The sequence below is a fragment of the Streptomyces sp. NPDC025618 genome (genome assembly GCF_055558795.1).
Genome location: NZ_JBVHLW010000032.1, coordinates 22,748 through 48,703, shown reverse-complemented (window position 1 = coordinate 48,703; position 25,956 = coordinate 22,748). Strand labels below are relative to the sequence as shown.

Sequence of the window (25,956 nt, the reverse complement as noted above, 5' to 3'; positions counted from 1 at the left end):
TCTCGTCCTTCGGTCCTAGTTTGGACGCCGGACGACCATGGCGGGAAGCGCGCAGTCTCGTCATGTACATGCAGATAGAATCCGGCCAGGTCACCGCCGTGGCGCCGCGCGCCCGGCGGGCGGACCGCATCTTCACGCCCGGCCACGGTGGCCGGGCGCAGCACATGGGGGAACACCATTTCCATTCGGCACGTACTCGCCGCCGCGCTGCTCGTCTCCGGCGCGCTCACCCTGACCGCCTGCGGGCCGGACGACGGGGGCAAGGCGTCCTCCGCTCCGTCCTCGTCCGCCTCCCCGGCGGGAAGCGCTTCCGCCAAGCCGGCGGGCGGCGGCAAGTCCAAGGACCCCTGCGGACCGCTGCCCAAGGGCCACAAGCTCATCCGGGTCGACCACGTCGAGGGCGCGATGGCCAATGTCATCGCGCAGGACGCCAAGGTGTCCTGCAACACCGAGATGGACGAGGGCGCCTTCTACCGCGCCGAGGGCCCGGCGAAGACCTACTCCTTCGACCCGCAGGGCAAGGTGACCGTCATCGGCAAGAACGGCCCCGAGGCCCGCCCGGCGACCAACTCCGGCACGACGCTCTCCGGGATCGGCCACGTCAAGGAGTGCGCGGACCCCGGCCACAAGCAGTACGACAGCGGGCAGTCGAAGCAGAAGAGCGACGAATACTGCGCCGGGCAGAACTACTACGACGTCGCGGTGGGCCCGGACGACAAGATCACCGAGATGACCGAGCTCTACGGCTCATAGGTCACCTCCGAAACGCACGAGGCGGGGCCCGGCTGTATCGCCGGGCCCCGCCTTCCCGCGAACGGTTCCTACGTGGTGAGCAGCACTCCCCCGTACGCCGCCCCCGCGATCACCACCCACGAGCACAGGCCCAGCGCCGCGACCCGGCCGCCGGTGCGCACCAGCGTGGGCAGGTGCACCGCGCTGCCGAGGCCGAACAGGGCGGCGGCGAGCAGCAGTTCCTGCGCGTGCTGCGCGAGGTCGAGCGCCCCGCCCGGCAGCAGGCCGGTGGTGCGCACGCCGACCATGGCCAGGAAGCCGAGGACGAAGAGGGGCACCAGCGCGGGCCGCTTGCCGGTGCCCGCCCGCGGGTCGTGCGCCCGGCGGCGCCGCATGGCCACGGCCACCGCCGCGACCAGCGGCGCGAGCAGGGCCACCCGCATCAGCTTGACGAGGACGGCGTCGGTGAGCGCCTCGGGCCCCGCGGTCTGCGCGGTGGCCACGACCTGCCCGACGTCGTGCACCCCCGCGCCGACCCAGCGCCCGAACTGCGCGTCGTCCAGGCCGAGCGGGTGGTGGAGCAGCGGGAGCACGGCGATGGCGAGCGTGCCGCACAGGGTCACCAGCGCGACGGAGGTCGCCACGTCCTCCTCGTCGCTGCCCGACACCTCGCTGACGGCGCCGATCGCGGAGGCGCCGCAGATGGAATAGCCGGTGGCGATCAGCAGCGGCTGGTCGCCGCGCAGCCCCAGCCGCCGCCCGAGCCACAGCGTCCCGAAGAACGTGGCCGCCACGACGGCGACCACCATCGCGACGGTGGCCCAGCCGAGCCCGAGCACGTCGCCGACGCTCAGCTTGAGGCCGAGCAGCACGACGCCGACGCGCATCAGCCGCTTGCCCGCCAGCGTCAGCCCCGGCCGGGCCGCGCCGCGCACCCGGGCCCGTACGCCGGGGAGGTGCGCGGCGGCGATGCCGAGCACGACGGCCGCGGTGAGCATGGGAACCGCGGGTACGAGCCGGTGGACGGCCCAGGCCACCGCGACACCGGCGGCGGCCATGGCCAGCCCGGGCAGCTTGTCCTTGCCCGGGAGCCTGTCCGCGCCCGGGAGCTTGCTCCTCGGCGGGGTGGCGGGCGGACCACCCGGTCGCGTGCCCGCCTTCGTACGGGGAGAGTCCAGGGCCATCAGAGTTCGTCGGCCGGCAGGTCGTAGACGCGGCGGACGCTGCTGCCCAGGCGGGAGACGTCGGCACCGTAGACGTGGATCGAGATGGCGGTGGACGAACAGGCGTTGCGCACCCGGTGGATGTCGCCCGGCGGCGCGAAGCCGCAGACGTCGCCCTGGGCGTTGACCACGTCCTCGGTCGCGACGAGGCGGGCGGTGGTGCCGTCGGGGACGAGGCGGTAGCGGCGCTCGCTCTCCGTCCCCTCGTGAACTCCCGTGACGCACCAGGACACATGGTCGTGCACGCACGTCTCCTGGCCGGGCAGCCAGACGAGCGCGACGATCGAGAAGCTGCCGTCGTGCTCGGCGTGCAGGAGGTGCTGCCGGTAGCGTTCGGGGTCGCCCTCGCGCTGCTCCGGGGTGAGCAGGTCGGGAGAGCCGAGGTGGGCCGCGAGCCGCTCGCCGACGAGATATGCCGTCGTGTCGGGCGGCAGGCCGCGGCCTACGGCCTCGCGTACGTCGTCGACGAGCTGGTCGATGCGCGCGGTCGTCGGGGCTGCGGTGGATGTGGTCATACGTGCAGCGTCGGACGGCGTGATCCATCGGTCCAACGACAGTTTGTTGACGGGAGCCTCACTCCCGCTTATACCTCGCTTGAAACGTCCCCGCCGCGTCGCGCGAGCCGCCCCCGCCACATCGCGTGAAACGTCCCGCCGCATCGCTTGAGGCGGCCCGCCGGGATCAGCAGCCGATCCTGCGTGCCGCGACCGCCTTCAGCTCGTCCAGCACGAGCGCCGTGGCCGGGACGCGCAGGTGCTCGCGGAGCACGTACGCCGAGACCTGGCGGCGCGAGGCCGGGTCCAGCGCCCGGCCGGTGATCTTGTCGTGGCGGAGGAAGGACAGCACCAGCCCCGGCATCATGGCGACGCCCAGCCCCTCGGCGACCAGCGACTGCACCACGAGGTTGTCGTCGGTGGTGAAGGCGATGTCGGGGGCGAAGCCCAGCTCGGCGCACTCGTGCAGGAAGTTGGTGCGGCAGCGCAGGCAGCCGGCGATCCAGCGCTCCTCCGCCAGGTCCGCGAGCTTGACGGCGCGGCGGCGGGCGAGCGGGTGCCCGGTGGGCATCAGCACCGTCAGCTGATCCTCCATCAGCCGCAGCTCCACCACCTCCTCCGGCACCTGCTCGTGGAGGCCGGGATAGGTGAAGGCGAGCGTGATGTCGCACTCGCCGCGCACGAGGCGGCGGATCGACTCCGGCGGCTCCCCCTCCAGCAGCTCGACCCGCACGCCCGGATGGTCGGCGGCGAGCCGGGCCAGCGCCTCCGGTATCAGGGTGGCGCTCGCGCTGGGGAACGCGCAGACCCGCACCCGCCCGGCGCGCAGCCGGGTCAGCGAGCTCATCTGCTGCTGCGCGGCCGTCAGGCTGTCGAGGATCGTCTCCGCGTGCCGGGTGAGCGCCTCACCGGCCTCGGTCAGCCGCATCCTGCGGCCCGCGCGCACGAAGAGCGGGCTGCCCACCGCGCGCTCCAGTGCCTTGATCTGCTGCGTGATCGCGGGCTGGGTGTAGCCGAGCGCGCGAGCGGCCGCGGAGTACGACCCGGCCGTGACCACCGCGTGGAACGTTCTGATGTGCCGGGTGTCGAACACACCGGAATCATAAGCGGAATTTGGGGGAGCAGGGGAGTGAGCGGGGAGTCACTTCTGGATCGACGGACTATTGGGGCAAGGTGGACACGTGCGGCACTACACCTCGTACGACTCGACTGAGCTGGCATACCGCGTCCTTCAGGCCCGGGACGGCGGTGGCGGCGAGACCGTCGTCTGCCTCGCCGGCGGGCCGGGCCGGGACGCCGCCTATCTCGGTGACCTCGGCGGGCTCGACGCGCGCCATACCCTCGTGATCCCCGACAGCCGTGGCACGGGCGCCTCGCCGCCCTCCCCCGACCCGGGCGGCTACGCCTTCCCCGCCCTCGCGGAGGACCTGGAGGCGCTCCGCCGCCACCTCGGCCTGGAGCGCTTCGCCCTCCTCGCCCACGACGCCGGGTGCGCGACGGCCCAGGCGTACGCGGCGGCCCACGCCGACCGGCTCAGCCGCCTGGTCCTCGTCACCCCCGGCTCGCGCCTCCAGGGCGAGCTGCCCGACGACGCCGAGCAGATCTTCGAGGCCCGCGCCACGGAGGACTGGTGGACGGACGCGTACGTCGCCGTGCACACGCTCCCCACGACCAGCGACCTGGGCGAGGTCCGTGACCTGCTGCGGCGCGCGGCCCCCATGGGCTACGGCCGCTGGGACGCCCCCCAGCGCGCGCACGCCGCCACGGAAGGAGACCAGCTGAACCCGGTCCCCCGCGCCGGCTTCTGGCAGGGCGTCGACGAACCTGCCCGCCTCGCCCTGCTCCACGGCCTGGGCGACGTGCGCTGCCCGGTGCTGGTCATCACCGGTGACCGCGACGCGATCACAGGCATGCGCGCGGGCGAACTCGTCGCCTCCTCTTTCCCCTCGGCGGCGCTGCGCCCTCTGCACGAGGTCGGCCACTACCCCTGGGTGGACGAACCGGAGCTGTTCCGCCCCCTCGTGGAGGAATTCCTCTCACCACGCCCAGCATGAACACGATGTGTCATCCGCCCGGCGCCCATTGCTCCCCCTCCCCCGCCCTGCTTACGCTCGAAGAGCCGGAACAACACGGCCGTGTGCCCGAGTGGTTGAGGGGCTCGCCTGCAAAGCGAGTTACGCGGGTTCGATTCCCGCCACGGCCTCTACGTCGTCGTACCCCACGGTATTGGTGACCAGCTCCGCCGCCGTGATCTCCGTGGCCCACCCCTCGGGCGGCTCCTGATAAGGACTGCACGCCCCGCAGTTGGGACACGTCCACCGCCCGTGAATCCCCTGGACGACCGATCCGCACCCGCTACAGGTATCGGTGGTGTGATACGGCTCGCCGGGCAGGGCGTGGGGGCGCCATGACTGTTCGTCCATGGGGTCCAGATTGCCATGGAGTGGGCGGGGTGGGGGGGTTGTGGGGATACTCAGGTAGGCGTACGGATGTGCGGGGTTGGGGGCGCGCTTAGCGTCGGGGGCATGATGTCGATGCCTGAGATGGAGCCGCCGCCGCAGCCGACGAGCGCAGCCACCAAGTTCCTCGGAGGGGCTGTCCTCTGGCTGTTCGCGGCGTTCACCTTCTGCGTGCTCCCCATCACGGTCATGGCGAGCGACGGCTGCAACGAGGGCGATACCCAGCCCATCTGCTCCCTGGCCGTCCAGCAGGCCGTCGTCGCCATCCCCATGCTCACCGCCCCGACCGCCGCCATCCTCGGCACGTGGGGGATTTGCTCGCGCCGGGGAGCAGGGCTGATCGCTTGGATGGGAGCGATGTTGCTGCTCATGGCGGCTTGGGGTGTGGTGAGGGGGATCTCCATGTGAGGTGAGCGGGGTGGCGGATACTCCGAGGTGCACGCAGGGACACCCGGATCAGTATTCGTCCACAGTCTTTCCCTCCGGAACCCGGAAGCACGCGGACACAAGGTCGACCATGATGCCGGACTCCTTGCCCGCAGTTGGAGCATCGTAAGCAGCCGACCTCCTCTTGTCCATGAATGTGACATCAACCGAAAACTTATATTTGCTCGAATCGGCGGTCAGCTCAAGATTCTTGGCCAGACTCTTGTCGTGCCCGTAACTCACCACCTTCCACCCCCTCTTGGGCAACTCCTCCTTGAGCTGCTCCATGGATCGCTCCATATCTTTTTCTGGAACGCCCCAAAGAGACCACGGGTGATGAATTTTGTAGAGGTGCTTGGGATCGTCTTCACATCGCGAAACTCCTGGCCCTTGGCCCGTCACCCGCCCCTTCAAGCCGATAGCATCAAGAATTTGACTGGAGAGATCTTTCGCTTCGTTCCGCACGGTTTCAATCTCTCGAGCCTGAGGAGTGTAATCAACACCATCAGACTTCCCCATACCGCTACACCCCGAAATCCCGATTCCCATTGCCAGCAGGACAGCCAGCCTCCGACAATTCCCCACCCCCATCCCCTTGGCATTAATCACGCTTCACCGAACCGTAATTTCCGGTTACCACAGCTGCCTGGTTGTGCACGCTGATCGAGTCGACACCCTTCCAGTAGCCACCATGTCCGTCGGAGTCCGTCCGCATGATATTGGCACCGAAATCTCTGTCGGAAGGAACGTTTTGGCTGAGCACAGCACCGAAGGGAAGCGTCGAAAGCCACGGCGTTGCCTTGCTGTCACCTCCGAGGCCCACGAGATATCCGCCCAACGGAACCTGATCCCTGGCTGTCGAGGCAGCCTCCGACCAAACGTGACCTTTCGGCGCGTCGAGTTCGTCGGCGTAGCCCACCAACATACCCGGACTCGCCACCGATATGATGTCGTCCGCCCCAAGACCTACCTTTTTAGAAGTATCGCCGACTACGGTGGTGCCATAACTGTGACCTATTACAGTGAGATGGCTCGCGTGCGGCCCGCCTTGAGCGACTCTGGTACCGTCAAGAAATTTACCCAGAGCCGGAGCCGCCTTATCGGCATATGATGTAAAGACAGCCTCGGGCACGAGGTCACCGTTTTGAGTCGGCAACGCGCTCTGCGGAGCATCGTACCCGATCCAAGTGATGGTTGACACGGACGGATTCCCCGGCATGGCGTTGCCCCTCCTCCACAACGTGGTCATCTTGTTGATATCGCCTTGAGAATTATTCAGCCGAGATGTCGTCCCCGGCACGTAAACCGCAGTATGCTCAGCCGTATCCGGGTTTCCATTCGCGATTATTGCACGGCCTTTCCCCTCGATATTAAAACCGAGGAGGTAAGCCTTCGGAAGTCCGTCTTTCCCTGTGGCATCGAATCTCTTCTCGATCTGCTTGATGCCGTCCAACTTCCCCTCAAGCGCCTTCCTCTTCTTATCCCATTCCTTCCATGAATAGGTCGTCTGCTCTTCACCCTGAATGGGTAGACCAGTAATGTTGTTGAACTTCTGTTCCCGCTTCTTCGGCTCGTTCTCTGCGAGCTCCTTGAGCTGCCGATCGATGTCTGCGCGTGTTTCATCCAACACGATTCGGTTGGCATCGTCTCGAACAACAGCAGGCAGGCCGTCAAGAGCGCCGATGCTGGCAGGAAAGAGAGCTACGGCCTCGTCCTTCTCCGCCTGCGTGCGCTTCGCCCACCACTCGGCGTTCTCCTTCGGTGACTTCCCCTTGGGGATCATGTCCTCCGAGAAGTGCTTGCCCGCCGCCGCACGGACGTCCTTCATGTCCCGGGCGACATCGGCCCAGTCGGTCTGGTCGAGCTTGCCGTTCGTGTTGAGCTTCCGGAGTGCCTTGGCGTAGCGCTCGTCTATCTCCGTCGCATCCCGAAGCGCCGTTGCGATGCGGTCTGCTATCTCCTGCGCCTTCGCCTGGTTGGGATCCGGCTTGCCGATCAACGGCACGTTCCCAGCGCGCGCCGGCTGCTGGACGAACGGGACCTTCGTCGCCTCCGACGCCGGGTATTTGACCGAGCCGTCCGCGTTGACCGTGAACTTGAGCCCCTCGGCATCCTTGAGGGCCTGCTTCAGCTTGTTCTGCGGGCCTTCCAGCTCTTCGGCGAGGCCGGTCAGGGCAGTCCGTATGAGGCCGCACTCGGCGTGGATGTACTGGTAGTTCTTGTTCAGCTGGACGAGGCATTCGAGCGCCTTCCTCGCGGCATCGCCCTTCTGCGTACTGTCCAACGTGGCCAGCATCTCGCTTTCCGCCCGGCCCTTCGCCACGCTGGCCCGGTTGCTCACTTTGGACCACGCCTCCGCGGCCTTGGTGAACTTCGATCTGTCCAGCTTGGCCAGTTCATCGATCGTGACCATCGGGGATCAGCGCCCCTGCTTCGGCTGACTGTAGGCGTCGATCTTCGACTTGGTAGCGTCGAACGTCTCCTGCACCTTGACGTCGTTCTCGCCGAGCAGCCGCCCCGCCGTTTTCAAGTCGCCATCGAGTCGATGGCACGCATCGCGTACGGCCCCGAGCCGGTCGCCCCAGCCGCCGAGTATTCCGGCCAATGCCCCCGCACTCACGAAGCCCGCCGTTCCCGACTTGATTCCGTCGTGGGCGTGCTCGAGATCCGTCAGAGCGGACTTCATGTCCTCGTGCAGTTCGCCCGCGACACCCGCCGCGGTGGTCCAAGGCTTCTGGCTCGCCTTGTGCGTGCCGGTGTCGCCTCCGGCGGAGGCCAGGCGTATTCGGGCATCGGACATCGTGAGGGCTCCCCCCGTGGGACGGACAGTCGAAGGCGAAGAGTTTATTCAGATCCCGCGGCGGCGGGCGATCAGGATCGGGGCCGTGACAGCCGCGCCCAGCAGGATGGCTGCGCCGATTCCCCAGGCGATCCACGTGGTGTTCGGGCCGTCGTCATCCTTGGAGGCGGCCGCCGGCTTCTGCGCTTCTCCCGCCGCGGACTTGGATTCCGGCCCGTCGAGCGGATTCACGTCGGCCGGTCCGGGGTCGCCCGGGTCCTTGAGGGCGATGCGGGGGCGGACGGTGCCGTAGCCGATCAAGTCCGTGCGCTTCTCGCCGCTTTCGGGACCACCGGCGGTGTTGATGAGGACGCGGGTGATCTGGTTGGCGGTCCAGGTGGGGTGGACGGACCAGATGAGGGCTGCGGAGGCGGAGGCCAGGGCGGTGGCGTCGCTGGTGCCGTGCCCCTTGCAGAGCTGGGTGCCACCTACGCATGCCGTGACGATTTCATCGCCGGGAGCCGCAAGGTCGACCTGGGGGCCATGCTCGGATTCCTTGGTCACTTGGCCGTTCCGGTCGACGGCTGCCATGCCGATGACACCTGGAGCTGCCGCAGGGTAGAACACCTCGTTGCCCTTGGCGCCGTTGTTGCCCACACCAGCAAAGATCAGCTTTCCTTTACGCGATGCGTACTGCACAGCTTCCCCGACCTGCGCTCCGTCCGCTGCACCGGCCATGGAGATGCTGAGGATCTTTGCTTCACTGTCGGCTGCATACCGGATAGCCGCACTCAAAGTCGCCGTGTAGTTCTGGCTGGCCTCAGCCTCATTCTTGGCCTCGGATCCATCGGCGATCCGCAACGGCAGGATTTTGACTCCGGGGGCAAGCCCGAAGACTCCGTTTCCCCCCGGTCGCTTGCCCGTTCCTGCAATCAAGGCAGCCATTTGAGTGCCATGGTTGAACGCATCGGTATGGGCCCCTCCCGCCTGGTTCGAGAAGTCCTTGCCGTCGAGCACCTGCCCCTGGAGATCAGGCAGTGAGTCGTCCACGCCGGTGTCGATCAGCGCGACAGTGACACCCTTGCCGGTGCTCACTTTCCACATCTCGTCAGCGTGCATGGCGTCGAGATGCCACTGCTGCGCACGAACGGACTCGGCCTGGGCGGGCACAGCCGCCACACCTACGAGCAGGCAGCCGAGTGCCCAACTCGCCGCTCGCCGCATGGTGCGCCTTCGGCTCTCCATGACCCACATGCAATTCCCCTTGAAACTGAGGTCACTCGATGACTGGCGGAACCACACGGCGCTCTCCCCGACGCCAGGTCTCCTCGTCCTCGACGAGATAGTCGGGACGCTGGCTTCCACGCCGCCGTTGAGGAGCCGCGCCGGGCGCCCCGTGCATGGGAGCCATGCCGGAAGCACCACCACGGGGCAGACCGGTTCCACCTTGCGTGAAGGCCCCGCTTGCGGATGCCCCAGGGCTCGTACGGCCGATACTCCCGACAGCACCAGGACCGTAGGACCCCGTCGGGCGGCCCATACCCCGACCGGGTTCGGTCCCGATGACCGTGGCGCGCGGGGTCGGCTCCACAGGACGCCCCGAAGGAGCAGGCAGCGGGCGGCCACCGACAACACCGGGATCGGAGGCACGCGGCGCGGGTGGAACGGGTCGCGTGCCCAGTGCTCCCGGCCCGCTGGGCGTTGCCGGACGAGGCGCAGGGAAGCGAGTGCCGATCTGCGGCACGACGGGGCGTGGTTCAGGGTGCGGCAGCGGCGGCGCAAGAAGGTGGGGAGGCGGAACCACGCCATCTGCCGACCCACCGCTGGGCGAGCTGCCCGGCACACCTCTGGACGGCGCTGTCGGAATCGTCGGCGACGGCAGCGTGCCGTCGATCTCGGTCCTGACAGGATGGTCAGGAAGACGCGGGACCACCCGCCCGACCCCAAGGGCACTCGGCTGCAGCGGCACGGCACCGTCACCGAGCCCCCGGGAAGCCGACGTAGCAGGAGACATCGACAGGCCGCCCGCAGCCCGCTCTCCCGCCTGGTCCTGGGCACCTCCCGAGCCGGCGAGCCCAAGTCGCTCGAATTCGCGCACGGGCGCCGTCTGCTTCGGCATCATCCAATCCTGCGCCGGCGGAAAATTAGGCCGCTCCGCCCTAAGCAACTGCACCCCCGACGCGTTATAGGACTCCGCCAATTTCTTCATCAGCTCAGCCGCGCGCATATGGTCGTCATGCAACCGCTGCTGCGCCTCGTACGCCTGGTTCTGGGAAGGACCCGCGCCGACGGCCGGAGCGTCGAAGAGCGGCTTCTGGATGTATCGCGCGTTCGGCGGCTGCGCCTTGAGGTAGGCGTCCACCGTCGCCTTCGACGCCGCCGAATACTTCGGCATCTGGCTGTGCACCTGAGCGAGCGTCGCCGCGGCGTGGTCCATCCACGTGCCGGCGTTCTCCGCGTAATGGCCCAGGCGGAGCGTCGCGTTGGACATGCGGGAGCCCCAGTCGCGGAAGGACTGGCCGCCCTCGCCCTCCCAGGCGACGCGGTCGAGGTAGCCCTTGAGGTCCTCGCCGAGTTTGTTGATGGCGGTGGAGACGGACTTCAGCTTGTCGGCGAGGGCGGTGACCTTTCCGGCGTCCGCGGGCTCGATCATCGCGAGGAGCTGCTCGTGCGGGATCGAGGTGAAGTCGTACGTGGCGAAGGGCGAGGGGAACTGGCGGCGCGGGTCCGCGGGGTTGGCCAGGGGCGAGTTGGCCGGGGAGGGCTTGATCAGGGGTGAGTTGAGGGGTAGGCCGGGCTCGGTCACGGTCAGAACCTCCCCTTGCCGCCGGAGGAAGTCGTGGGGGGCGCCGCGGGGGGCGCGGCGGGGTGCGCCGCGTACGGATCCCGGGCCGGGTCGTACTGCTGCTTGACCCGGTTCTGGATCTCCCACATGCGGGCGCGCTGGTCCTCGTCGGTGTCGGCGTACGCCGTGCCCGCGCCGTGCACGGCCATGCTCAGGAACTCGATCTGGTCGGAGAGCAGCTTGGCGAGCGACTCCAGCTGCTGGTGGACGTCGTGGTAGGCACCGTAGAGCGCGTGGGCGGCGTTGAAGCCGGTGCCCAAGTGGGCGCCGGTCAGCCGGACATCGGCGACGCGCTCCGGCGCGGCCTCGGAGTCGCCCAAGGTGGTGAGGAGTTCGTCCACGCGCCCCTTGAACGTCCTGAGGGAGGACAGCTCGGCGGCGAGGCCGCCCGACGGATCCTGGCTCACGCGCGCCTCACTGCTCTCTCCCCACCACCCGACGGCACATGTAACTTCCGGCTACACATTACTGTCGGGCAGTGACACCCGCATGAGTACGCCTACTCAGACCGCTCCCGCACCCACCGCCGCCTGCGGGCGGATCGGGAGGCGGTTGACGGGGCGTCCGGTCGCCGCGCGCACGGCGGCGGCCACGGCCGCGGGGGAGGTGACGACGGGCACCGCGCTGATCGCCTTGGCGCCGAAGGGGGCGACGACGTCGCGTTCCTCGACGAGCTTGACGATGCGGATGTCGGGGGTGTCCAGCGATGTCGGCAGGGAGTAACCCGTGAGGTCGGGGCGGCGGACGAGGCCGCCGGTGGTGCGGAGGTTCTCGGTGAGGGCCGCGCCGACGCCCTGGGTGATGCCCGCCTCGATGCGGGCACGGGCCTGCCGGGGGTTGAGCACGCGGCCGACGTCCTGCGCGACGGCCATCTCCACCACGCGCACGGAGCCGAGTTCGATGTCGACGTCGACGACGGCGCGTACGGCGCAGAAGGCGATGCCGACGAAGGCGTCGCCCTGACCGGTGTCGTCCAGGGGCTCGGTGGGGTGGGGGCGGCACTGGGCGGTGGCCCACAGCTCCTTGCCGTCGAGGGCCTCGGCGACCGTGGTGCTGAGCACCCCGTCGTACGAGGTGATCTTGCCGTCGGCGATGGTCAGCAGCTCGGTGGACATGCCGAACTGGTGGGCCAGCGGCTGGAGGAGCTGGGTGCGCACCATCCGGGCGGCCCGCTCGACCGCGCCGCCGGAGACCCAGGTGTGGCGGCTGTGCGCGCCGGGGCCGGAGGGGGGCTGGTCGGTGTCGACGGGGGCGACGTGGACCTCGTCGAGACCGAGGATCTCCTGGACGATCTGGCGGGCGAGGGTGGCGAAGCCTTGGCCGGTCTCGACGGCGGCGCAGATGACGGTGGCGACGGAGCCGGTGACCTTGACGGTGGCGGTGGAGACCTCGTCGGTGCCCTCCGCGCCGAGCATGTGGACCATGCCGAGGCCGTAGCCGACGCCACGGCGCACCGCGCCCGGCTCGCCGGCGCCGTCCGGGCCGCCGGGCAGCAGCCACTGCTCCTCGGGGTCGTCCACGGGGAGCGCGGGCAGCGGGAAGTCGCGTACGGAGCGCAGGAGTTCGGCCACGGGGGCCGGGCAGGTCACCGTCTGGCCGGTGGGCAGCAGGTCACCGGTGGCCATGACGTTGCGCAGGCGCAGCTCGGCGGGGTCGAGGCCGAGGCGGGCGGCGAGCTTGTCCATCTGGCCCTCGTAGGCGGCACACACCTGCATGGCGCCTTCGCCGCGGACGTGGCCGGAGGGGGGGTTGTTGGTGCGTACGGCCCAGCCCTCGACGAAGGCGTGCGGGACGACGTACGGGCCGCAGGCGAAGGCGACGGCGGCGGCCAGCGCCTCGGAGGAGGAGTCGGCGTACGCGCCGGCGTCCAGCAGGATCTGGGCCTCGACCTTCACCAGCTTGCCGTCGGCGTCCGCGTGGTGGCGGTAGCGGAGCAGCGTCGGGTGGCGGTGGGGGTGGCTGAGGAAGGACTCCTCGCGGGTGGCCGCGAGCTTGACGGGGTGGCCGGTGCGCAGGGCCAGCAGGCCGAGCGGCAGTTGCATGCCCGGGTCCTCGCGGTCGCCCATGGCGCCGGGGACGCCGGTGACGACGACCTTGACCCGCTCGGGCTCCAGGCCGAAGCAGGCGGCGGCGAGGTCGCGGTCGGCGTGCGGGTCGGTGGAGGCGGTGTAGATCTCGACGCCGCCGTCGGGGCGCGGCACGGCGAGGCCGGCCTCGGCGCCGATGGGGGCGGGGTCCTGGCGGCCGATGCGGTAGAGGCCCTCGACGACGACCTCGCCGGTCGCCTCGGGGTCGCCGAAGCGGAGCGGGATGTGCCGGATCAGATTGCCGTCGGGGTGCAGCGGTTCGGCGGAGAACGCCTGCTCGGGGTCGGTGACCGGCTCCAGCGGCTCGTACTCGACGGCGATGGCGGCGGCGGCGAGCCGGGCGGTGTCCGGGTGGTCGGCGGCGACGGCGGCGATCGGCTCGCCGTGGTGGCGCACGATGTCGGAGGCGAAGACGGGGCGGTCGGCGACGCGGCGGCCGTGGGCGCCGTCGCCGGGGACGTCCGCGTGGGTGATGACGGCGCGCACGCCCGGCATGCGGGCGGCCTCGGCGGTGTCGATCGAGAGGATGCGGGCGTGCGGGTGCGGCGAGCGCAGGACGGCGGCCCACAGCAGGCCCTCGGCCCACAGGTCGGCGGCGTAGGGATAGGTGCCCTGGGTCTTGGCGTCCGCGTCGGCGGCGGGCAGGGAGACGCCGAGGCCGTGCGGCGGCGGGCCGTCGGGGCCGCCGGCCAGGGCGGACGACGCGACGGAGGTCGCGGTGGCGGCGCCCTCAGCCGTACCGGCCGTTCCCGCCATGTGGCCCATGCCGCCCGTTCCCGTCATGCCGATGCCTTTCCGGTGCCGCCGCCGTGCGGGCCCGCCTGGTGCGGGATGCGTGCCTGTTCCGTCTCCGGCTGCGCTTCTTCCTGTGCGGCGGCCGTCGCCGCGCGCTCGTCGATGACCTGGCGCACCGCGTCGAGCACGCCTCGGTAGCCGGAGCAGCGGCAGAGGTTGCCGCAGATGGCCTGGCGGGTCTCCAGCTCGCTCGGGGCGTGGTTGCCTTCGAGCAGGTCGTGCATGGTCATGGCCATGCCGGGTACGCAGAAGCCGCACTGCACGGCACCGCACTCGGCGAGCGCCCGCTGGACGTCGGAGGACCGGCCGTCGACGGCGAGGCCCTCGACCGTACGCACCTCGGCGCCCGCGGCGGTCGCGGCGGGGACGAGGCAGGAGGCGACGAGCCGCCCGTCGACCTGGACGGAACAGGCGCCGCACTCGCCCTGCGAGCAGCCGTCCTTGGCCCCGGCGAGGCCGAGGCGCTCCCGCAGGACGTAGAGCAGCGACTCCCCGATCCAGGCGTCGGTGACGGGGCGGTCGGTGCCGTTGACCCGCAGGACGTACGAGGCGCAGGGGTGCTCGGTGTGCGGGTCCGCCGGGGGCGGGGTGTGCGGGTCCGCCGGGTGCGCGGGCTCGGGGAGCTGGTCCGCGGGCGGCGCGCTGTCGGCCGCGGGCTCCGCCGGAGCTCCGGCCGGGCTTTCGTCCGGGGCCGCTTCCTCCTGTGCGGACTGTGCCGACGGCGCGGACTGTGCCGACGGCGCGGGCTGCTCGGGCCGCGCCGGCTGTGCGGCGGCCGTCGGTTCCGCGTGTTCCGCGGGGGGCGTCCACGCCGCGGTCTGATGATCGCCCGTATCGGTGACCCCGGTGGCGTCCTGCGAGGAACTGCCGGAGGGCGAAACGGAATCCGTCGCGGGCGCCGGGTCCGGGGCCTCGGACGGGCCGGGCACCCCTCCGGAAAGGCTGCTGAGGGCGTACTCCCCCGACTCGTCGGCAGGCTCGTCGGGCACAACCGGAATCGACCACTGGCCGCTCGGACCGCCCGCAGCGGCAGCACCGTCCGGCGCGGCCGCGGCGGGCTGCTGCCAGGCGTGCGCGCTTCCGCCGTGCGGCGTCCACTGCTCGGGGGCGTGCGGGCCGGGGTGACCGCCCGGGCCGACACCCTGCGGGCCCGTGCCGTCGCTCAGGACGTACGTGCCGGAGGCGCCCGAGGGACCGTCCCCGGCGGGGCGCGGATCGGTGTGGATGTCAGCGCCGAGCGGGGCCGCGGGCTGCTGCTCTGCGCCCTGCGCGTCCGGACGGCCGGGCAGGCCGTCGCCCGGCTCGGCGGCGGGGTGCGCGGGGGTGCCGTCCGCCATCGCGTACGCGTCCGGCGCGGCCCCGGCGTCGTGGGCACCGGGAGCGGCGGGCGGCTGCTGCACGGCGTACGCGGCCGCCGGGTCGTGCGGGTCCACGTGCTGCGCGGACTGCCCGCCGGGGCGGCCGTGCAGGACGAACTCGCCCGACTCGTCGACCGGGTCGTCCCCTGCGGCCGGGACCGTCCAGTGGCCCTGGGCGGCATGGTCGGCGGGGGGAGCGCTCCGCGCTTCCGGAGCGTGCGACGGCTCGGCGAACGGCATCGCCCACTCGGCCGTGGCGTGCGGGTCGGCGCCGCCGTGGGTGCCGCCATGGGTGCCGCCGTCGGCCGGGGCATCGGGGCGCGGGGGCTCGTAGGACGCCTGGGCGTTCCACTGCTCCGTCCACTGCGGCTGCGCCTGGACGGGCGCGTGCGGCTGCTGCCAGGACTCGCCCGTCGGCGGGGTGTAGCCGCCGGCGCCGGTGGCGGCCAGGGGGTCCCAGCCGCCGCTGCCGGACAGCGCCGCGCCCGGGTGGGCGAGGAGTTCGGGCGGGAGCTGCAGGAAGGCGGTGCCGTCCGCGTCGTACTCCGCGCCCCGTGGGATCGGCTGCCAGCCGGGCGGGCCGACTTGAGCGTGTCGCTGCTGTTCGTCACTCACGCGAGTGCCCTCCCCAGAGCTCGGCGGGCCAGAGTCGCCACCGTACGACGCAGGTGCAGCGCGGCGGGCGGCAGGGTCCCCGGCTCGCCGCCGTCGGGGCCGGGCGCGGGGTCGGGGATGCAGGCCGCGGCCACGTAGTCGCCGAAGGCGGCGCAGGCTTCGGGCGCGAGCGTGCGCTCGCCGTCCCAGTCGATGAGCGAGGCGACCCAGCGCTCGGCGTCCAACGGGCGCAGCGGCATGGGCGCGACGGCGCCGACGGCGCACCGCACGTTGCGCCGGGCGGGGTCGAGGACGACGGCCACGGACGCGACGGCGCGGCCCGGACCGGTGCGGCCGGTGGCCTTGAGGAACGTCTGCGGGGCGTGCAGCAGCGGCACGCGGACGTAGCCGATGAGCTCGCCCGGCCGGAGCATGTCGAAGCCGGTCAGCAGATGCCCTATCGGGATCTCCCGCCGGGCGCCGCCGGGGCCCGCGATGACCAGGTTGGCCTCCAGCGCGGCGAGCACGGGCAGCGCGTCGCCGGTCGGCGCGGCCGAGGCGATGTTGCCGCCGAGGGTCCCGGCGTTGCGGATCTGGGGCGGCCCGGCGGCGCGGGCGGCGGTCGCGAGCGCCGGGATGAGGGCGGCGAAGTCGGGCCGCCCCATCCGGGCGTGGGTGAGGCCGGCGCCGAGGAGGGCGTGGCCGTCCTGGTACTGCCAGCCGCGGATCTCGCTGATGCGGCCCAGGCCGACGAGCCCGGCGGGCCGCAGCAGCCCGGAGTTGACGGCCGCCATCAGATCGGTACCGCCCGCGACGGGCACGGCGGCGGGCATGGCGGTCAGCGCCGCCACGGCCTCGTCGAGCGAGCCCGGCAACGTCACGGTGTGCGCCGCCTGCGGTGCGTGCGTGGTCAACCCAGCTGCCCCTTCCCCGGTGGTCCCGACTCTTCCCGCCTGATACCGCCTGATCCCGCCGTACGGTACGTGCTGTCGGCCCGGACGTGGCAACTCTGGCACATCTTCCGCGTTCGTCGTCGCGAGGGTCCGCGAACCGCCGGTCCGTATCCGGGACGGCGAATGGTCCGGAATTCCGTTCTGTCGCCGCTGTGTGCGGATTGCCATCGTTAGGGGGCCCTTGTACGGCTTACGGCGTGTGTGGAAGGACCACCGTGCCAGGGACCCGCCGTGGGGGCGGGGAGCTTGGCCGTGGCTCACACGATCGGGGGCGCGCCCTCGATCGGGCGTCCGAGGACGCCGGGACGGCGCTGCCAGGGGCGGGGACCGGCGGGCGGGCGGTAGTCGACGCCGAGGGCGTCGAGGCGGGCGTAGTGGCCGGTCATCCGGCGTTCGAAGCCCGCGTGGTCGCGGTCGGCGGGTGCGGGCAGGTGCGACCACGCGGTCTCGGCGAAGGCCGCAAGCCGGGGGAACACCTGGTAGTCGACGCGCTGCTGGGTCTCCGTCACCTCGGTCCACATATTGGCCTGCGCGCCGATGACCCGCGCGGCCTCGGCGCCGGTGAGCTCCGGGGGTACGGGTTCGAAGCGGTAGACGTCCTCCAGGGTGCGGACGTACCCGATCGGTACGGGCTCCTCGGTACCGCCGGCCTGCCGGTGGTCGAGGTAGACCTGTTGCTCCGGGCACATGATGACGTCGTGTCCGGCGCGCGCCGCGGCGATGCCGCCCGCGTAGCCGCGCCAGGACGAGACGGTGGCGCCCGGCGCGAGGCCGCCCTCCAGGATCTCGTCCCAGCCGACGAGCCGCCTGCCGCGCTCGGCGAGCCAGCGGTCGAAGTGGCGGATGAACCAGCTCTGGAGCCCGTCCTCGTCCGCGAGCCCCTCCGCCGCGATGCGCGCCTGGGCGGTGGGCGAGGCCCGCCACTGGTCCTTGGGGCACTCGTCGCCGCCGAGGTGGACGTATGCCGAGGGGAAGAGCGCGAGGACCTCGGTGAGCACCCGCTCGTAGAAGGCGAGGGTGTTGTCAGTGGGGGCGAGTACGTTGGGATTGACACCCCAGGTGTCCCAGACCGGAAGGGAGGCGGTGTCGATGACGTCGGTGTTGCCCAGCTCGGGGTATGCGGCGATGGCGGCCTGCGAGTGCCCCGGGATGTCTATCTCCGGCACGACGGTGACGTGGCGTTCGGCGGCGTACGCGACGATCTCGCGGATATCCGCCTGCGTGTAGTAGCCACCGTGCGGCCGCTCGTCCCACAGGGGTGAGTCGCGGTGGCCGAGCTTGGTGCGGGCGCGCCAGGCCCCCACCTCGGTGAGCCGGGGGAACGCCTCGATCTCCAGCCGCCAGCCCTGGTCGTCCGTCAGGTGCAGGTGGAGGACGTTGAGTTTGTGGGCGGCCAGCAGGTCGATGTAGCGCAGCACACCGTCCTTCGGCATGAAGTGCCGCGCGACGTCGAGCAGCATGCCGCGCCACCCGAAGCGCGGGGCGTCCTCGACGACGACGCCGGGCAGCTCCCAGGCCGGCCGGTCCGTGCCGGGCGCCCGCCGGAAGGCGTCCGGGCCGAGCAGCTGACGGAGGGTCTGCGCGCCCCAGAAGACGCCCGCTTCGCTCGCGCCCTCGACGGTGACGCCGTGCGTGCCGACGGTGAGGCGGTATGCCTCGGGCCCCTCCTCCCCGGCGAGGCCGGGGCGGATCTCCAGCCGGACGCGGCCGGGGCCCGTGCCGGGCGGCAGGGGCAGGCCCGTGGCCTGGCCGACGGTGGCGCGCAGCCAGCGCGCGACCCGGTCGGTGCCGGGGCGCGCGTCGAGTTCGGTGTGCTCGTCGAGGGTGCGGGGGGTGCCGGTCGCGCTGATACGTCGCGGGGCCGGGATCAGGTCCGTCTCGTAGTCGCTCATGCAGGCGATCCTTTCCCGGCCCCGCCCCTTCGCGCAGCCCCCCAGGCACGACTCCATCGGATGCGGGGGCCGGGCCCTGAAAACAGGACGGCCCCCGGACGCGCGTCCGGGGGCCGGGGGAAGTCGGGGTGGTGGCTACTTCTTGTCGCCGCCCTTGCCGCCCTTGTCCTTGTCTCCTCCGGCACCCATGCCTTCGAAGATCTCCTTGCACATCGGACAGACCGGGTACTTCTTCGGGTCACGCCCGGGGACCCAGACCTTGCCGCAGAGGGCGACGACCGGCGATCCGGAGAGCGCGCTCTCCATGATCTTGTCCTTCTGGACGTAATGGGCGTAGCGCTCGTGGTCGCCGTCGCCGTGCGACACCTGCGGCGTCGGCTCTACGAGGGTGCCGGTCCCTGCCCCGCGCTCGGGCTCAAGAGTGCTCATGGATCCCAAGGGTACTGGGGGCCGACTCCTTCGGGTCCGCCCCGGGCAGGTCAGTCGCCCGGCAGGTCGCGCGACCCGCCCGTACGGCCGTCACGGTGTGCAGCAGCAGCCCCGCGCCGACGATCCCGGCGGCGGCCCACGGCAGCGCGGAGGCATGGATCCCGGAGGAGAGGGCGAGGCCGCCGAGCGCGGATCCGACGGCGCTGCCGAGATAGAGCGCGGAGTTGTTCAGGGCCAGCACGACCGGGCCCCGGCCGGGGCTCAGCGCGAGCAGCCGGTGCTGCTGCGGGACCTGAAGCGCCCAGCCGCCCGCGCCCCAGAGCACCAGGGCGAGTCCGGCGGCGAGCGGGTGGGGCGCGAGGGCGGGCAGCAGCGCCGTGGCCGCGACGACGGCGGCCAGGACCACCCCGACCAGCGTCCGGATCCGGCCACCGCGGTCCACCAGCGGCCCGGCCGCGAGGCTGCCCAGCACCCCGCCGACGCCCCAGGCCCACAGGTAAGGGGTCACGCCGTGGACACCGCCCGCCACCTCCAGCACCGGCGCGAGATAGGTGTACAGCCCGAGGCTGGCGACGGCGGCGAGGAAGGAGACCGCGACCACGGGTGCGACCGAGCGGTCGGCGAGGGCGGCCAGCCGGTCGCGTACGGCGGCGGCCGCGGGCGCCGCGGGCAGCGGCGGCAGCAGGGCGGCGAGACCGGTGAGCGCGACCGCGCCCAGGGCGGTGACCAGCCAGAGCGTGGCCCGCCACCCGGTGTGCTCGGCGAGCAGCACCCCGAGCGGCACGCCCAGCACGGTGCCCGTGCTCATCCCGCCCATGACGACCGCGAGGGCCCGCCCGCGACGCTCCGGCGGCACGAGCGTGGAGGCGGCGGCCGTGGACAGCGCGGAGTAGAGACCCGCGCCCGCCCCGGCGACGACGCGGGCCGCCAGCAGCAGCGCGAAGGTGGGGGCGAGCGCGGTCGCGGCGTTCGCGGCGGTGAAGACCGCGAGCGAGACGATCAGCGCGGCGCGCGGCCAGCGGCCGGAGAGCAGGGTCGCGAAGAGCGGCGCGGAGACCGCGTAGGCGAGGGTGAAGACGGTCACGAGCTGCCCGGCGAGGGCCATGGTCGTGCCCGTGTCGTCGGCGATGGCGGGCAGTAGCCCGGCCATGACATAGGCGTCCAGCCCCAGGGTGAACGACCCCAGGGCCAGCAGCAGGACCTTGCGCACGCTTGTCTCCCGTTCCTCTTCCACCAGTTCCAGCGGCTCGATGGCGCGAGGCTAGGCAGCGGGCGACAGCGCGCGGAAATGCTTCCAGGGGCCCATTTATGCTTCGTACGCATGAGCGATCTCACGGGTGTCGAGCTCCGTCAGCTGCGCTTTTTCGCCGCCGTCGCCGAGGAGCGGAGCTTCACCTACGCGGCCGCGCGGCTGGGGATCGGGCAGCCCGCGCTGACCCGCGCGGTCCAGGCGCTGGAGGAGGCGCTCGGCGCGCGGCTGCTGGACCGCACCACGCGCCGCGTCGAGCCCACGGAGGCGGGCCGGCGGCTGCACGAGGAGCTGGCCGGGCTGCTGCCGCGCCTGGACGACGCGCTGCGGGCACCCGCCGAGGGGACCGTGCTGCGGCTCGGTTTCACCTGGCTGCTCCCCGAGGAGTGCGCCCGCCTGGTGGAGCGCTTCCGCGCGGCCACCGGCGCGGGCGTACGGCTCGTGCGCCGGGACGCGGCCCTGGCCGGGCTCGACACCGGGGAGACGGACGTGGCGGTGCTGCGGGGCGAGGAGCCGGAGGGCGTACGCAGCAGGGTGCTCTTCCACGAGGAGCGCGTCGCGGCGGTCGCCCGGACGTCCCCGCTGGCACGCCGCCGCATCCTGGGCTGGGCGGAGCTGGCCGGGCTGCCGCTGGTGGTCAACACGGTGAGCGGCACCACCCGCCCGGAGCTGTGGCCGGAAAGCGACCGTCCGCAGGTGGCGTGCACGGCGGGGAACTTCGACGAGTGGGTGGAGTCCGTGGCGGCCGACCACGGCGTCGGGGTGGCCCCGCGCTCCGCCGCCGACCGCTACACACACCCGGGCGTGCGCTTCGTACGGCTGAAGGACGCGCCGCCCGTGCCCGTGCGCCTCGCGGTGCCGGCGCGGGGCGCGCATCCGCTCGCGGAGCGGCTGGTGGGGCTCGTGCGGCCGGTCAGTTGAGGCTGGGGTCGTCGGGGTAGGTGGCGACCATGGCCAGTTCGTTGCGCTGGCGGCGGAGGACGGCCCGCCAGAGGTGGGCGGGGTCGGGCGAGGAGACGTCGCCGGGCTCGGACTCCACCACGTACCACGCGCCCTCGACCAGCTCGTCCTCCAGCTGGCCGGGGCCCCAGCCCGCGTACCCCGCGAAGATCCGCAGCGAGCCCAGGGCCGCCGCGAGGAGCTCCGGCGGTGCCTCCAGGTCGACCAGGCCGATCGCGCCGTGCACCCGCCGCCAGCCGAGCGGGCCGTCACCGGCCGGTGCCGCGTCGCCGCGGGCGCCGCCGTGGCCCTCCCCCGGCACCACGCCCACGCCCAGCGCGGAGTCCAGCGAGACCGGCCCGCCCTGGAAGACGACGCCCGGCTCCCCGGCGAGCGCCGCCCAGGACTCCAGGATGTCGCCGACGCCGACGGGCGTCGGGCGGTTGAGGATCACACCGAGGGACCCCTCCTCGTCGTGGTCGAGCAGCAGCACCACCGCGCGGTCGAAATTCGGGTCAGCGAGCGCCGGTGTCGCGACAAGCAGTCGTCCTGTGAGCGAGGACACCTCGGACATGGGCACATGATCCCGCATTTCGGGCCGGGGCGGGGGCCGGACGCCCGACTCCGGTGCGAAAGCGGCTGCTTCGCGGCCGCCCGGCGACGTAACCGGTAGCGACCATTCCATTAACGCAGCGTGTTGTTGCCAATCCATGACATGCCCTGAGCCCCCTTACGCATACAGGAGGGCCCCCCGGTCGCATTACCCTTTCTTCTTGCCCCCTGCCCAACTCCAGGAACGCGAGATCCATGACCGGCCCTGACGATGTACTGCTTGTCCACGGCGGCACCCCTCTCGAGGGCGAGATCCGTGTCCGCGGCGCGAAGAACCTCGTGCCGAAGGCCATGGTCGCCGCGCTGCTCGGCAGCGGACCCAGCCGGCTGCGCAATGTCCCCGACATCCGCGACGTGCGCGTGGTCCGCGGCCTGCTCCAGCTGCACGGTGTGACGGTCCGCCCCGGCGACGAGCCCGGCGAACTGATCATGGACCCCTCCCACGTGGAGAGCGCCAACGTCGCCGACATCGACGCGCACGCCGGCTCCTCGCGCATCCCGATCCTCTTCTGCGGCCCGCTGCTGCACCGGCTGGGCCACGCGTTCATCCCGGGCCTGGGCGGCTGCGACATCGGCGGCCGGCCGATCGACTTCCACTTCGAGGTGCTCCGCCAGTTCGGCGCGACCATCGAGAAGCGCGAGGGCGGCCAGTACCTGGAGGCCCCGCAGCGGCTGCGCGGCTGCAAGATCCGCCTGCCCTACCCCTCGGTCGGCTCGACCGAGCAGGTGCTGCTGACCGCCGTCCTGGCGGAGGGCGTCACCGAGCTGTCCAACGCGGCCGTGGAGCCGGAGATCGAGGACCTCATCTGCGTACTGCAGAAGATGGGCGCGATCATCTCCATGGACACCGACCGGACCATCCGGATCACCGGTGTGGACTCGCTCGGCGGCTACAACCACCGCGCCCTGCCGGACCGCCTGGAGGCGGCCTCCTGGGCGTCCGCGGCGCTGGCCACCGAGGGCAACATCTACGTCCGCGGCGCGCAGCAGCGGTCGATGATGACCTTCCTCAACACCTACCGCAAGGTCGGTGGCGCCTTCGAGGTCGACGACGAGGGCATCCGCTTCTGGCACCCGGGCGGCTCGCTCAACGCGATCGCGCTGGAGACCGACGTGCACCCCGGCTTCCAGACGGACTGGCAGCAGCCGCTGGTCGTGGCGCTGACCCAGGCGTCCGGGCTGTCGATCGTGCACGAGACGGTCTACGAGTCCCGGCTGGGCTTCACGTCCGCGCTCAACCAGATGGGCGCGCACATCCAGCTCTACCGCGAGTGCCTCGGCGGCTCCGCGTGCCGCTTCGGCCAGCGCAACTTCCTGCACTCGGCGGTCGTCTCCGGCCCCACGAAGCTGCAGGGCGCCGACCTGGTCATCCCCGACCTCCGCGGCGGCTTCTCGTACCTGATCGCGGCCCTGGCCGCCCAGGGCACGTCCCGCGTCCACGGCATCGACCTGATCAACCGCGGCTACGAGAACTTCATGGAGAAGCTGAAGGAGCTGGGCGCGAACGTCGAGCTCCCGGGCGGCGCGGAAGCCTGACGGCCTCCCGGCCTCGCGGCAGCCTGACGCGCCGACAGGCGTGAAGGAGGCGGTCCGCCCTGACGGGCCGTAAGCGTCTGTATGGGCCATTCAAGGCCCGTACAGGCGCTTTTCCATGTCCGGGGTGCTCCGGCGGCCCGTACGGCCCGCACGGGCGCCCAGACGCCAAAAGGGCGGCCACCCCCCAGGGGGTGGCCGCCCTTCGCGCTGGGGTCTTACTTGCCCTTGGCGGCTTCCTTGAGCTTGGAGCCCGCGGAGACCTTCACGCTGTAACCGGCAGCGATCTGGATCGGCTCACCCGTCTGCGGGTTGCGAGCCGTGCGAGCGGCACGGTGGGTGCGCTCGAAGGTCAGGAAGCCGGGGATGGTGACCTTCTCGTCGCCCTTGGCGACGATCTCACCGACGGTCTCGGCGAGCGCGGCCAGGACGGCGTCGGCGTCCTTGCGGGTCACCTCGGCGCGGTCGGCCAGCGCGGCCACCAGCTCACTGCGGTTCATGTTGTACTCCCGTGTTCTTCTTGCCAATGAGGCGTGAGATCGAAGCCGATGCTGCCAGGGCCCTCGGACAGTCCCCGGACCCGGGTCTGTTGCCAGACCCTCGCGCCCGGTTACGCATCCTGCCCCCACCAGTGGCGGGAAAGCCAATCCGGCACCCTGGAGAGTCACACGGAAAGCGGCACAGCCTCGGATACAGCCGCATTTCTGCGGCCTGATTTCTGCCCGACACCTTATGGGCAGGTCGCGGGCCCGAAGGCCCGCGACGCGCCGTCATCAGGCGGTCGTGGTGCCCGTCACAGCCACGCCGGCGGCCTTGGCGGCCTCCCGGACGGCCCCGGCGACGGCTCCGGCGACCTTGTCGTTGAAGACGCTGGGGATGATGTAGTTGGCGTTGAGTTCGTCTTCGGCGACGACGTCGGCGAGGGCGCCGGCGGCGGCGAGCATCATCTCGGTGTTGACGGTGCGGGACTGGGCGTCGAGGAGGCCGCGGAAGACTCCGGGGAAGACCAGGACGTTGTTGATCTGGTTGGGGAAGTCGGAGCGGCCGGTGGCGACGACGGCGGCGCTCTGGCGGGCGATGGCCGGGTCGACCTCGGGGTCGGGGTTGGCCAGGGCGAAGACGATCGCGCCGTCGGCCATGGCGGCGACGTCTTCGCCGGTCAGGACGTTGGGGGCGGAGACGCCGATGAAGACGTCGGCGCCGGCGACGGCTTCCTTGAGGGTGCCGGTGATGCCTTCGGGGTTGGTGTTGTCGGCGATCCAGCGCAGGGCGGATTCCGGGCCGGCGGCGACGAGGTCGTGGCGGCCGGCGTGGACGACGCCGTGGATGTCGGCGACCACGGCGTGCTTGACGCCGGCGGCGGTCAGCAGCTTGAGGATGGCGGTGCCGGCCGCGCCGGCGCCGGACATCACGACGCGGACGTCGCCGATGTTCTTCTCCACCACGCGCAGGGCGTTGGTGAGGGCGGCGAGGACGACGATGGCGGTGCCGTGCTGGTCGTCGTGGAAGACGGGGATGTCGAGGGCTTCGCGCAGGCGGGCTTCGATCTCGAAGCAGCGGGGTGCGGAGATGTCCTCGAGGTTGATGCCGGCGAAGCCGGGGGCGATGGCCTTGACGATCTCGACGATGGCGTCGGTGTCCTGGGTGTCCAGGCACAGGGGCCAGGCGTCGATGCCGGCGAAGCGCTTGAAGAGGGCGGCCTTGCCCTCCATGACGGGCAGGGCGGCCTTGGGGCCGATGTTGCCCAGGCCCAGGACGGCGGAGCCGTCGGTGACCACGGCGACGGAGTTGCGTTTGATGGTCAGGCGGCGGGCGTCGTCGGGGTTCTCGGCGATGGCCATGCAGACGCGGGCGACGCCGGGGGTGTAGATCATGGAGAGGTCGTCGCGGTTGCGGATGGGGTGTTTGGACGCCATCTCGATCTTGCCGCCGAGGTGCATGAGGAAGGTGCGGTCGGAGACCTTGCCGACGCTGACGCCCTCGATGCCGCGGAGTTTTCCGACGATCTCGTCGGCGTGGGCGGTGGAGGTCGCGGCGACGGTGACGTCGATCCGCAGCTTCTCGTGGCCCGAGGCGGTGACGTCCAGGCCGGTCACCGAGCCGCCGGAGGACTCCACGGCCGTGGTGAGCTGGCTGACCGCGGTCCCGCTCGCGGGGACCTCCAGCCGGACCGTCATCGAGTACGAGACGCTTGGCGCCGTTGCCATGGCCGCTTTCCTCTGCTTTCCCTGTTTTCGCTTGGTACGCGCCGCGGGGCGCGGGCATCGATCGTCCCACCTACTGGTCGGTACGCGGTAACCGGCCCCGGATCGCGGAATCGCGCTTCCAACATACGAGAGGCGCACCGAACGCGGACGGGCGCCCCTCGTGCTGAGGGGCGCCCGTCGTGAACGCTCTGGCGGCACCGACCCGCCATGCTCGCCTCGCGGCAAGTGGTCGCTCGAAGCGACTAAGGTTGGGCCCGGGGGCTTGGATCGAGCCGGTGCCGTGTTCCAGGCTAACAAATGCTCCCCGGAAGTCACGGGCGAACGCCGGGCTCTGCCGCCGCCTCCGCCCG

General features: G+C 71.5%; 23 protein-coding genes and 1 tRNA gene. 6 read left to right on the top strand and 18 right to left on the bottom strand.

Features of this window, described 5'->3' with window-relative positions; genetic code table 11:
• Positions 1 to 147: 147 nt before the first annotated feature.
• Positions 148 to 753 carry a hypothetical protein gene (locus ACZ4A5_RS23950; protein ID WP_467587756.1) on the top strand — a complete coding sequence of 202 codons (606 nt, stop codon included), beginning with the start codon at positions 148 to 150 and terminating at the stop codon, positions 751 to 753.
• 68 nt (positions 754 to 821) lie between these two features.
• Here the strand turns inward: ACZ4A5_RS23950 and ACZ4A5_RS23945 are convergent, their stop codons facing one another.
• The 3 genes from ACZ4A5_RS23945 to ACZ4A5_RS23935 all read right to left on the bottom strand — a co-directional run bounded on the left by ACZ4A5_RS23945 (position 822) and on the right by ACZ4A5_RS23935 (position 3,542).
• Positions 822 to 1,916 (bottom strand): YeiH family protein, encoded by a 1,095-nt coding sequence (locus tag ACZ4A5_RS23945; RefSeq protein ID WP_467587753.1) that lies wholly within the window; start codon positions 1,914 to 1,916, stop codon positions 822 to 824.
• Positions 1,916 to 2,470 carry a cysteine dioxygenase family protein gene (locus tag ACZ4A5_RS23940; protein ID WP_467587750.1) on the bottom strand — a complete coding sequence of 185 codons (555 nt, stop codon included), beginning with the start codon at positions 2,468 to 2,470 and terminating at the stop codon, positions 1,916 to 1,918. The genes ACZ4A5_RS23945 and ACZ4A5_RS23940 overlap by 1 nt, the downstream gene beginning before the upstream one ends.
• 166 nt (positions 2,471 to 2,636) lie before the next feature.
• The gene (locus tag ACZ4A5_RS23935) at positions 2,637 to 3,542 is read right to left on the bottom strand and encodes a LysR family transcriptional regulator (protein WP_467587747.1); all 906 of its coding nucleotides are present in this window, start codon (positions 3,540 to 3,542) and stop codon (positions 2,637 to 2,639) included.
• An 88-nt stretch (positions 3,543 to 3,630) separates the two neighbouring features.
• Here ACZ4A5_RS23935 and ACZ4A5_RS23930 point away from each other — a divergent pair, with 88 nt between their 5' ends.
• From ACZ4A5_RS23930 to ACZ4A5_RS23920, 3 genes are all read left to right on the top strand, one after another.
• Positions 3,631 to 4,503, top strand: coding sequence for an alpha/beta fold hydrolase (locus ACZ4A5_RS23930; RefSeq protein ID WP_467587744.1), 873 nt, complete (start codon positions 3,631 to 3,633; stop codon positions 4,501 to 4,503).
• 77 nt (positions 4,504 to 4,580) lie between these two features.
• Positions 4,581 to 4,652, top strand: a tRNA-Cys gene (locus ACZ4A5_RS23925).
• A 322-nt stretch (positions 4,653 to 4,974) separates the two neighbouring features.
• A complete protein-coding gene (locus ACZ4A5_RS23920; protein WP_467587741.1) occupies positions 4,975 to 5,316 on the top strand; it encodes a hypothetical protein in 342 nt (113 codons plus the stop codon).
• 48 nt (positions 5,317 to 5,364) lie between these two features.
• Here the strand turns inward: ACZ4A5_RS23920 and ACZ4A5_RS23915 are convergent, their stop codons facing one another.
• From ACZ4A5_RS23915 to ACZ4A5_RS23860, 12 genes are all read right to left on the bottom strand, one after another.
• On the bottom strand, positions 5,365 to 5,943 hold the full coding sequence (locus ACZ4A5_RS23915) for a hypothetical protein (RefSeq protein WP_467587738.1): 579 nt from the start codon (positions 5,941 to 5,943) through the stop codon (positions 5,365 to 5,367).
• Positions 5,936 to 7,747: an alpha/beta hydrolase gene (locus tag ACZ4A5_RS23910; protein ID WP_467587735.1), complete on the bottom strand. Its 1,812-nt coding sequence runs from the start codon at positions 7,745 to 7,747 to the stop codon at positions 5,936 to 5,938. Before ACZ4A5_RS23910 ends, ACZ4A5_RS23915 begins: the two co-directional genes overlap by 8 nt.
• 6 nt (positions 7,748 to 7,753) lie before the next feature.
• Positions 7,754 to 8,134, bottom strand: coding sequence for a hypothetical protein (locus ACZ4A5_RS23905; protein WP_467587733.1), 381 nt, complete (start codon positions 8,132 to 8,134; stop codon positions 7,754 to 7,756).
• Between the two features lie 48 nt (positions 8,135 to 8,182).
• Entirely contained in the window at positions 8,183 to 9,283 is a 1,101-nt protein-coding gene (gene mycP / locus ACZ4A5_RS23900) for a type VII secretion-associated serine protease mycosin (protein ID WP_467587731.1), read from the bottom strand.
• Between the two features lie 106 nt (positions 9,284 to 9,389).
• Positions 9,390 to 10,919, bottom strand: a complete 1,530-nt coding sequence (locus ACZ4A5_RS23895; RefSeq protein WP_467587729.1) for a WXG100 family type VII secretion target — start codon at positions 10,917 to 10,919, stop codon at positions 9,390 to 9,392.
• A 2-nt stretch (positions 10,920 to 10,921) separates the two neighbouring features.
• The gene (locus ACZ4A5_RS23890; protein WP_467587727.1) at positions 10,922 to 11,365 is read right to left on the bottom strand and encodes a hypothetical protein; all 444 of its coding nucleotides are present in this window, start codon (positions 11,363 to 11,365) and stop codon (positions 10,922 to 10,924) included.
• 96 nt (positions 11,366 to 11,461) lie between these two features.
• On the bottom strand, positions 11,462 to 13,801 hold the full coding sequence (locus tag ACZ4A5_RS23885; RefSeq protein WP_467587827.1) for a xanthine dehydrogenase family protein molybdopterin-binding subunit: 2,340 nt from the start codon (positions 13,799 to 13,801) through the stop codon (positions 11,462 to 11,464).
• 23 nt (positions 13,802 to 13,824) lie between these two features.
• The gene (locus ACZ4A5_RS23880) at positions 13,825 to 15,813 is read right to left on the bottom strand and encodes a 2Fe-2S iron-sulfur cluster-binding protein (protein WP_467587724.1); all 1,989 of its coding nucleotides are present in this window, start codon (positions 15,811 to 15,813) and stop codon (positions 13,825 to 13,827) included.
• Complete coding sequence (locus tag ACZ4A5_RS23875; RefSeq protein WP_398868308.1) at positions 15,810 to 16,706, bottom strand: FAD binding domain-containing protein; 897 nt, start codon at positions 16,704 to 16,706, stop codon at positions 15,810 to 15,812. The genes ACZ4A5_RS23880 and ACZ4A5_RS23875 overlap by 4 nt, the downstream gene beginning before the upstream one ends.
• Positions 16,707 to 17,002: 296 nt before the next feature.
• Entirely contained in the window at positions 17,003 to 18,637 is a 1,635-nt protein-coding gene (locus ACZ4A5_RS23870) for a beta-N-acetylhexosaminidase (protein WP_467587719.1), read from the bottom strand.
• A 135-nt stretch (positions 18,638 to 18,772) separates the two neighbouring features.
• A complete protein-coding gene (locus tag ACZ4A5_RS23865; RefSeq protein ID WP_116212048.1) occupies positions 18,773 to 19,066 on the bottom strand; it encodes a DUF3039 domain-containing protein in 294 nt (97 codons plus the stop codon).
• A complete protein-coding gene (locus ACZ4A5_RS23860) occupies positions 19,053 to 20,276 on the bottom strand; it encodes an MFS transporter (protein WP_467587715.1) in 1,224 nt (407 codons plus the stop codon). The genes ACZ4A5_RS23865 and ACZ4A5_RS23860 overlap by 14 nt, the downstream gene beginning before the upstream one ends.
• A gap of 111 nt (positions 20,277 to 20,387) precedes the next feature.
• Between ACZ4A5_RS23860 and ACZ4A5_RS23855 the strand changes: the two genes are divergently transcribed.
• Positions 20,388 to 21,236 (top strand): LysR family transcriptional regulator, encoded by an 849-nt coding sequence (locus ACZ4A5_RS23855; protein ID WP_467587712.1) that lies wholly within the window; start codon positions 20,388 to 20,390, stop codon positions 21,234 to 21,236.
• Here ACZ4A5_RS23855 and ACZ4A5_RS23850 read toward each other — a convergent pair.
• Positions 21,229 to 21,828, bottom strand: coding sequence for a YqgE/AlgH family protein (locus tag ACZ4A5_RS23850; protein ID WP_467587710.1), 600 nt, complete (start codon positions 21,826 to 21,828; stop codon positions 21,229 to 21,231). The two genes, ACZ4A5_RS23855 and ACZ4A5_RS23850, sit on opposite strands and share 8 nt — an antisense overlap.
• Positions 21,829 to 22,061: 233 nt before the next feature.
• On the opposite strand from ACZ4A5_RS23850, the gene murA reads away from it, so the two are divergent.
• The gene (gene murA, locus ACZ4A5_RS23845) at positions 22,062 to 23,402 is read left to right on the top strand and encodes a UDP-N-acetylglucosamine 1-carboxyvinyltransferase (protein ID WP_398868303.1); all 1,341 of its coding nucleotides are present in this window, start codon (positions 22,062 to 22,064) and stop codon (positions 23,400 to 23,402) included.
• A gap of 215 nt (positions 23,403 to 23,617) precedes the next feature.
• Here the strand turns inward: murA and ACZ4A5_RS23840 are convergent, their stop codons facing one another.
• The gene (locus tag ACZ4A5_RS23840; RefSeq protein WP_071961969.1) at positions 23,618 to 23,899 is read right to left on the bottom strand and encodes an HU family DNA-binding protein; all 282 of its coding nucleotides are present in this window, start codon (positions 23,897 to 23,899) and stop codon (positions 23,618 to 23,620) included.
• Between the two features lie 273 nt (positions 23,900 to 24,172).
• Entirely contained in the window at positions 24,173 to 25,606 is a 1,434-nt protein-coding gene (locus tag ACZ4A5_RS23835; protein ID WP_467587705.1) for an NAD-dependent malic enzyme, read from the bottom strand.
• Between the last annotated feature and the right edge of the window lie 350 nt (positions 25,607 to 25,956).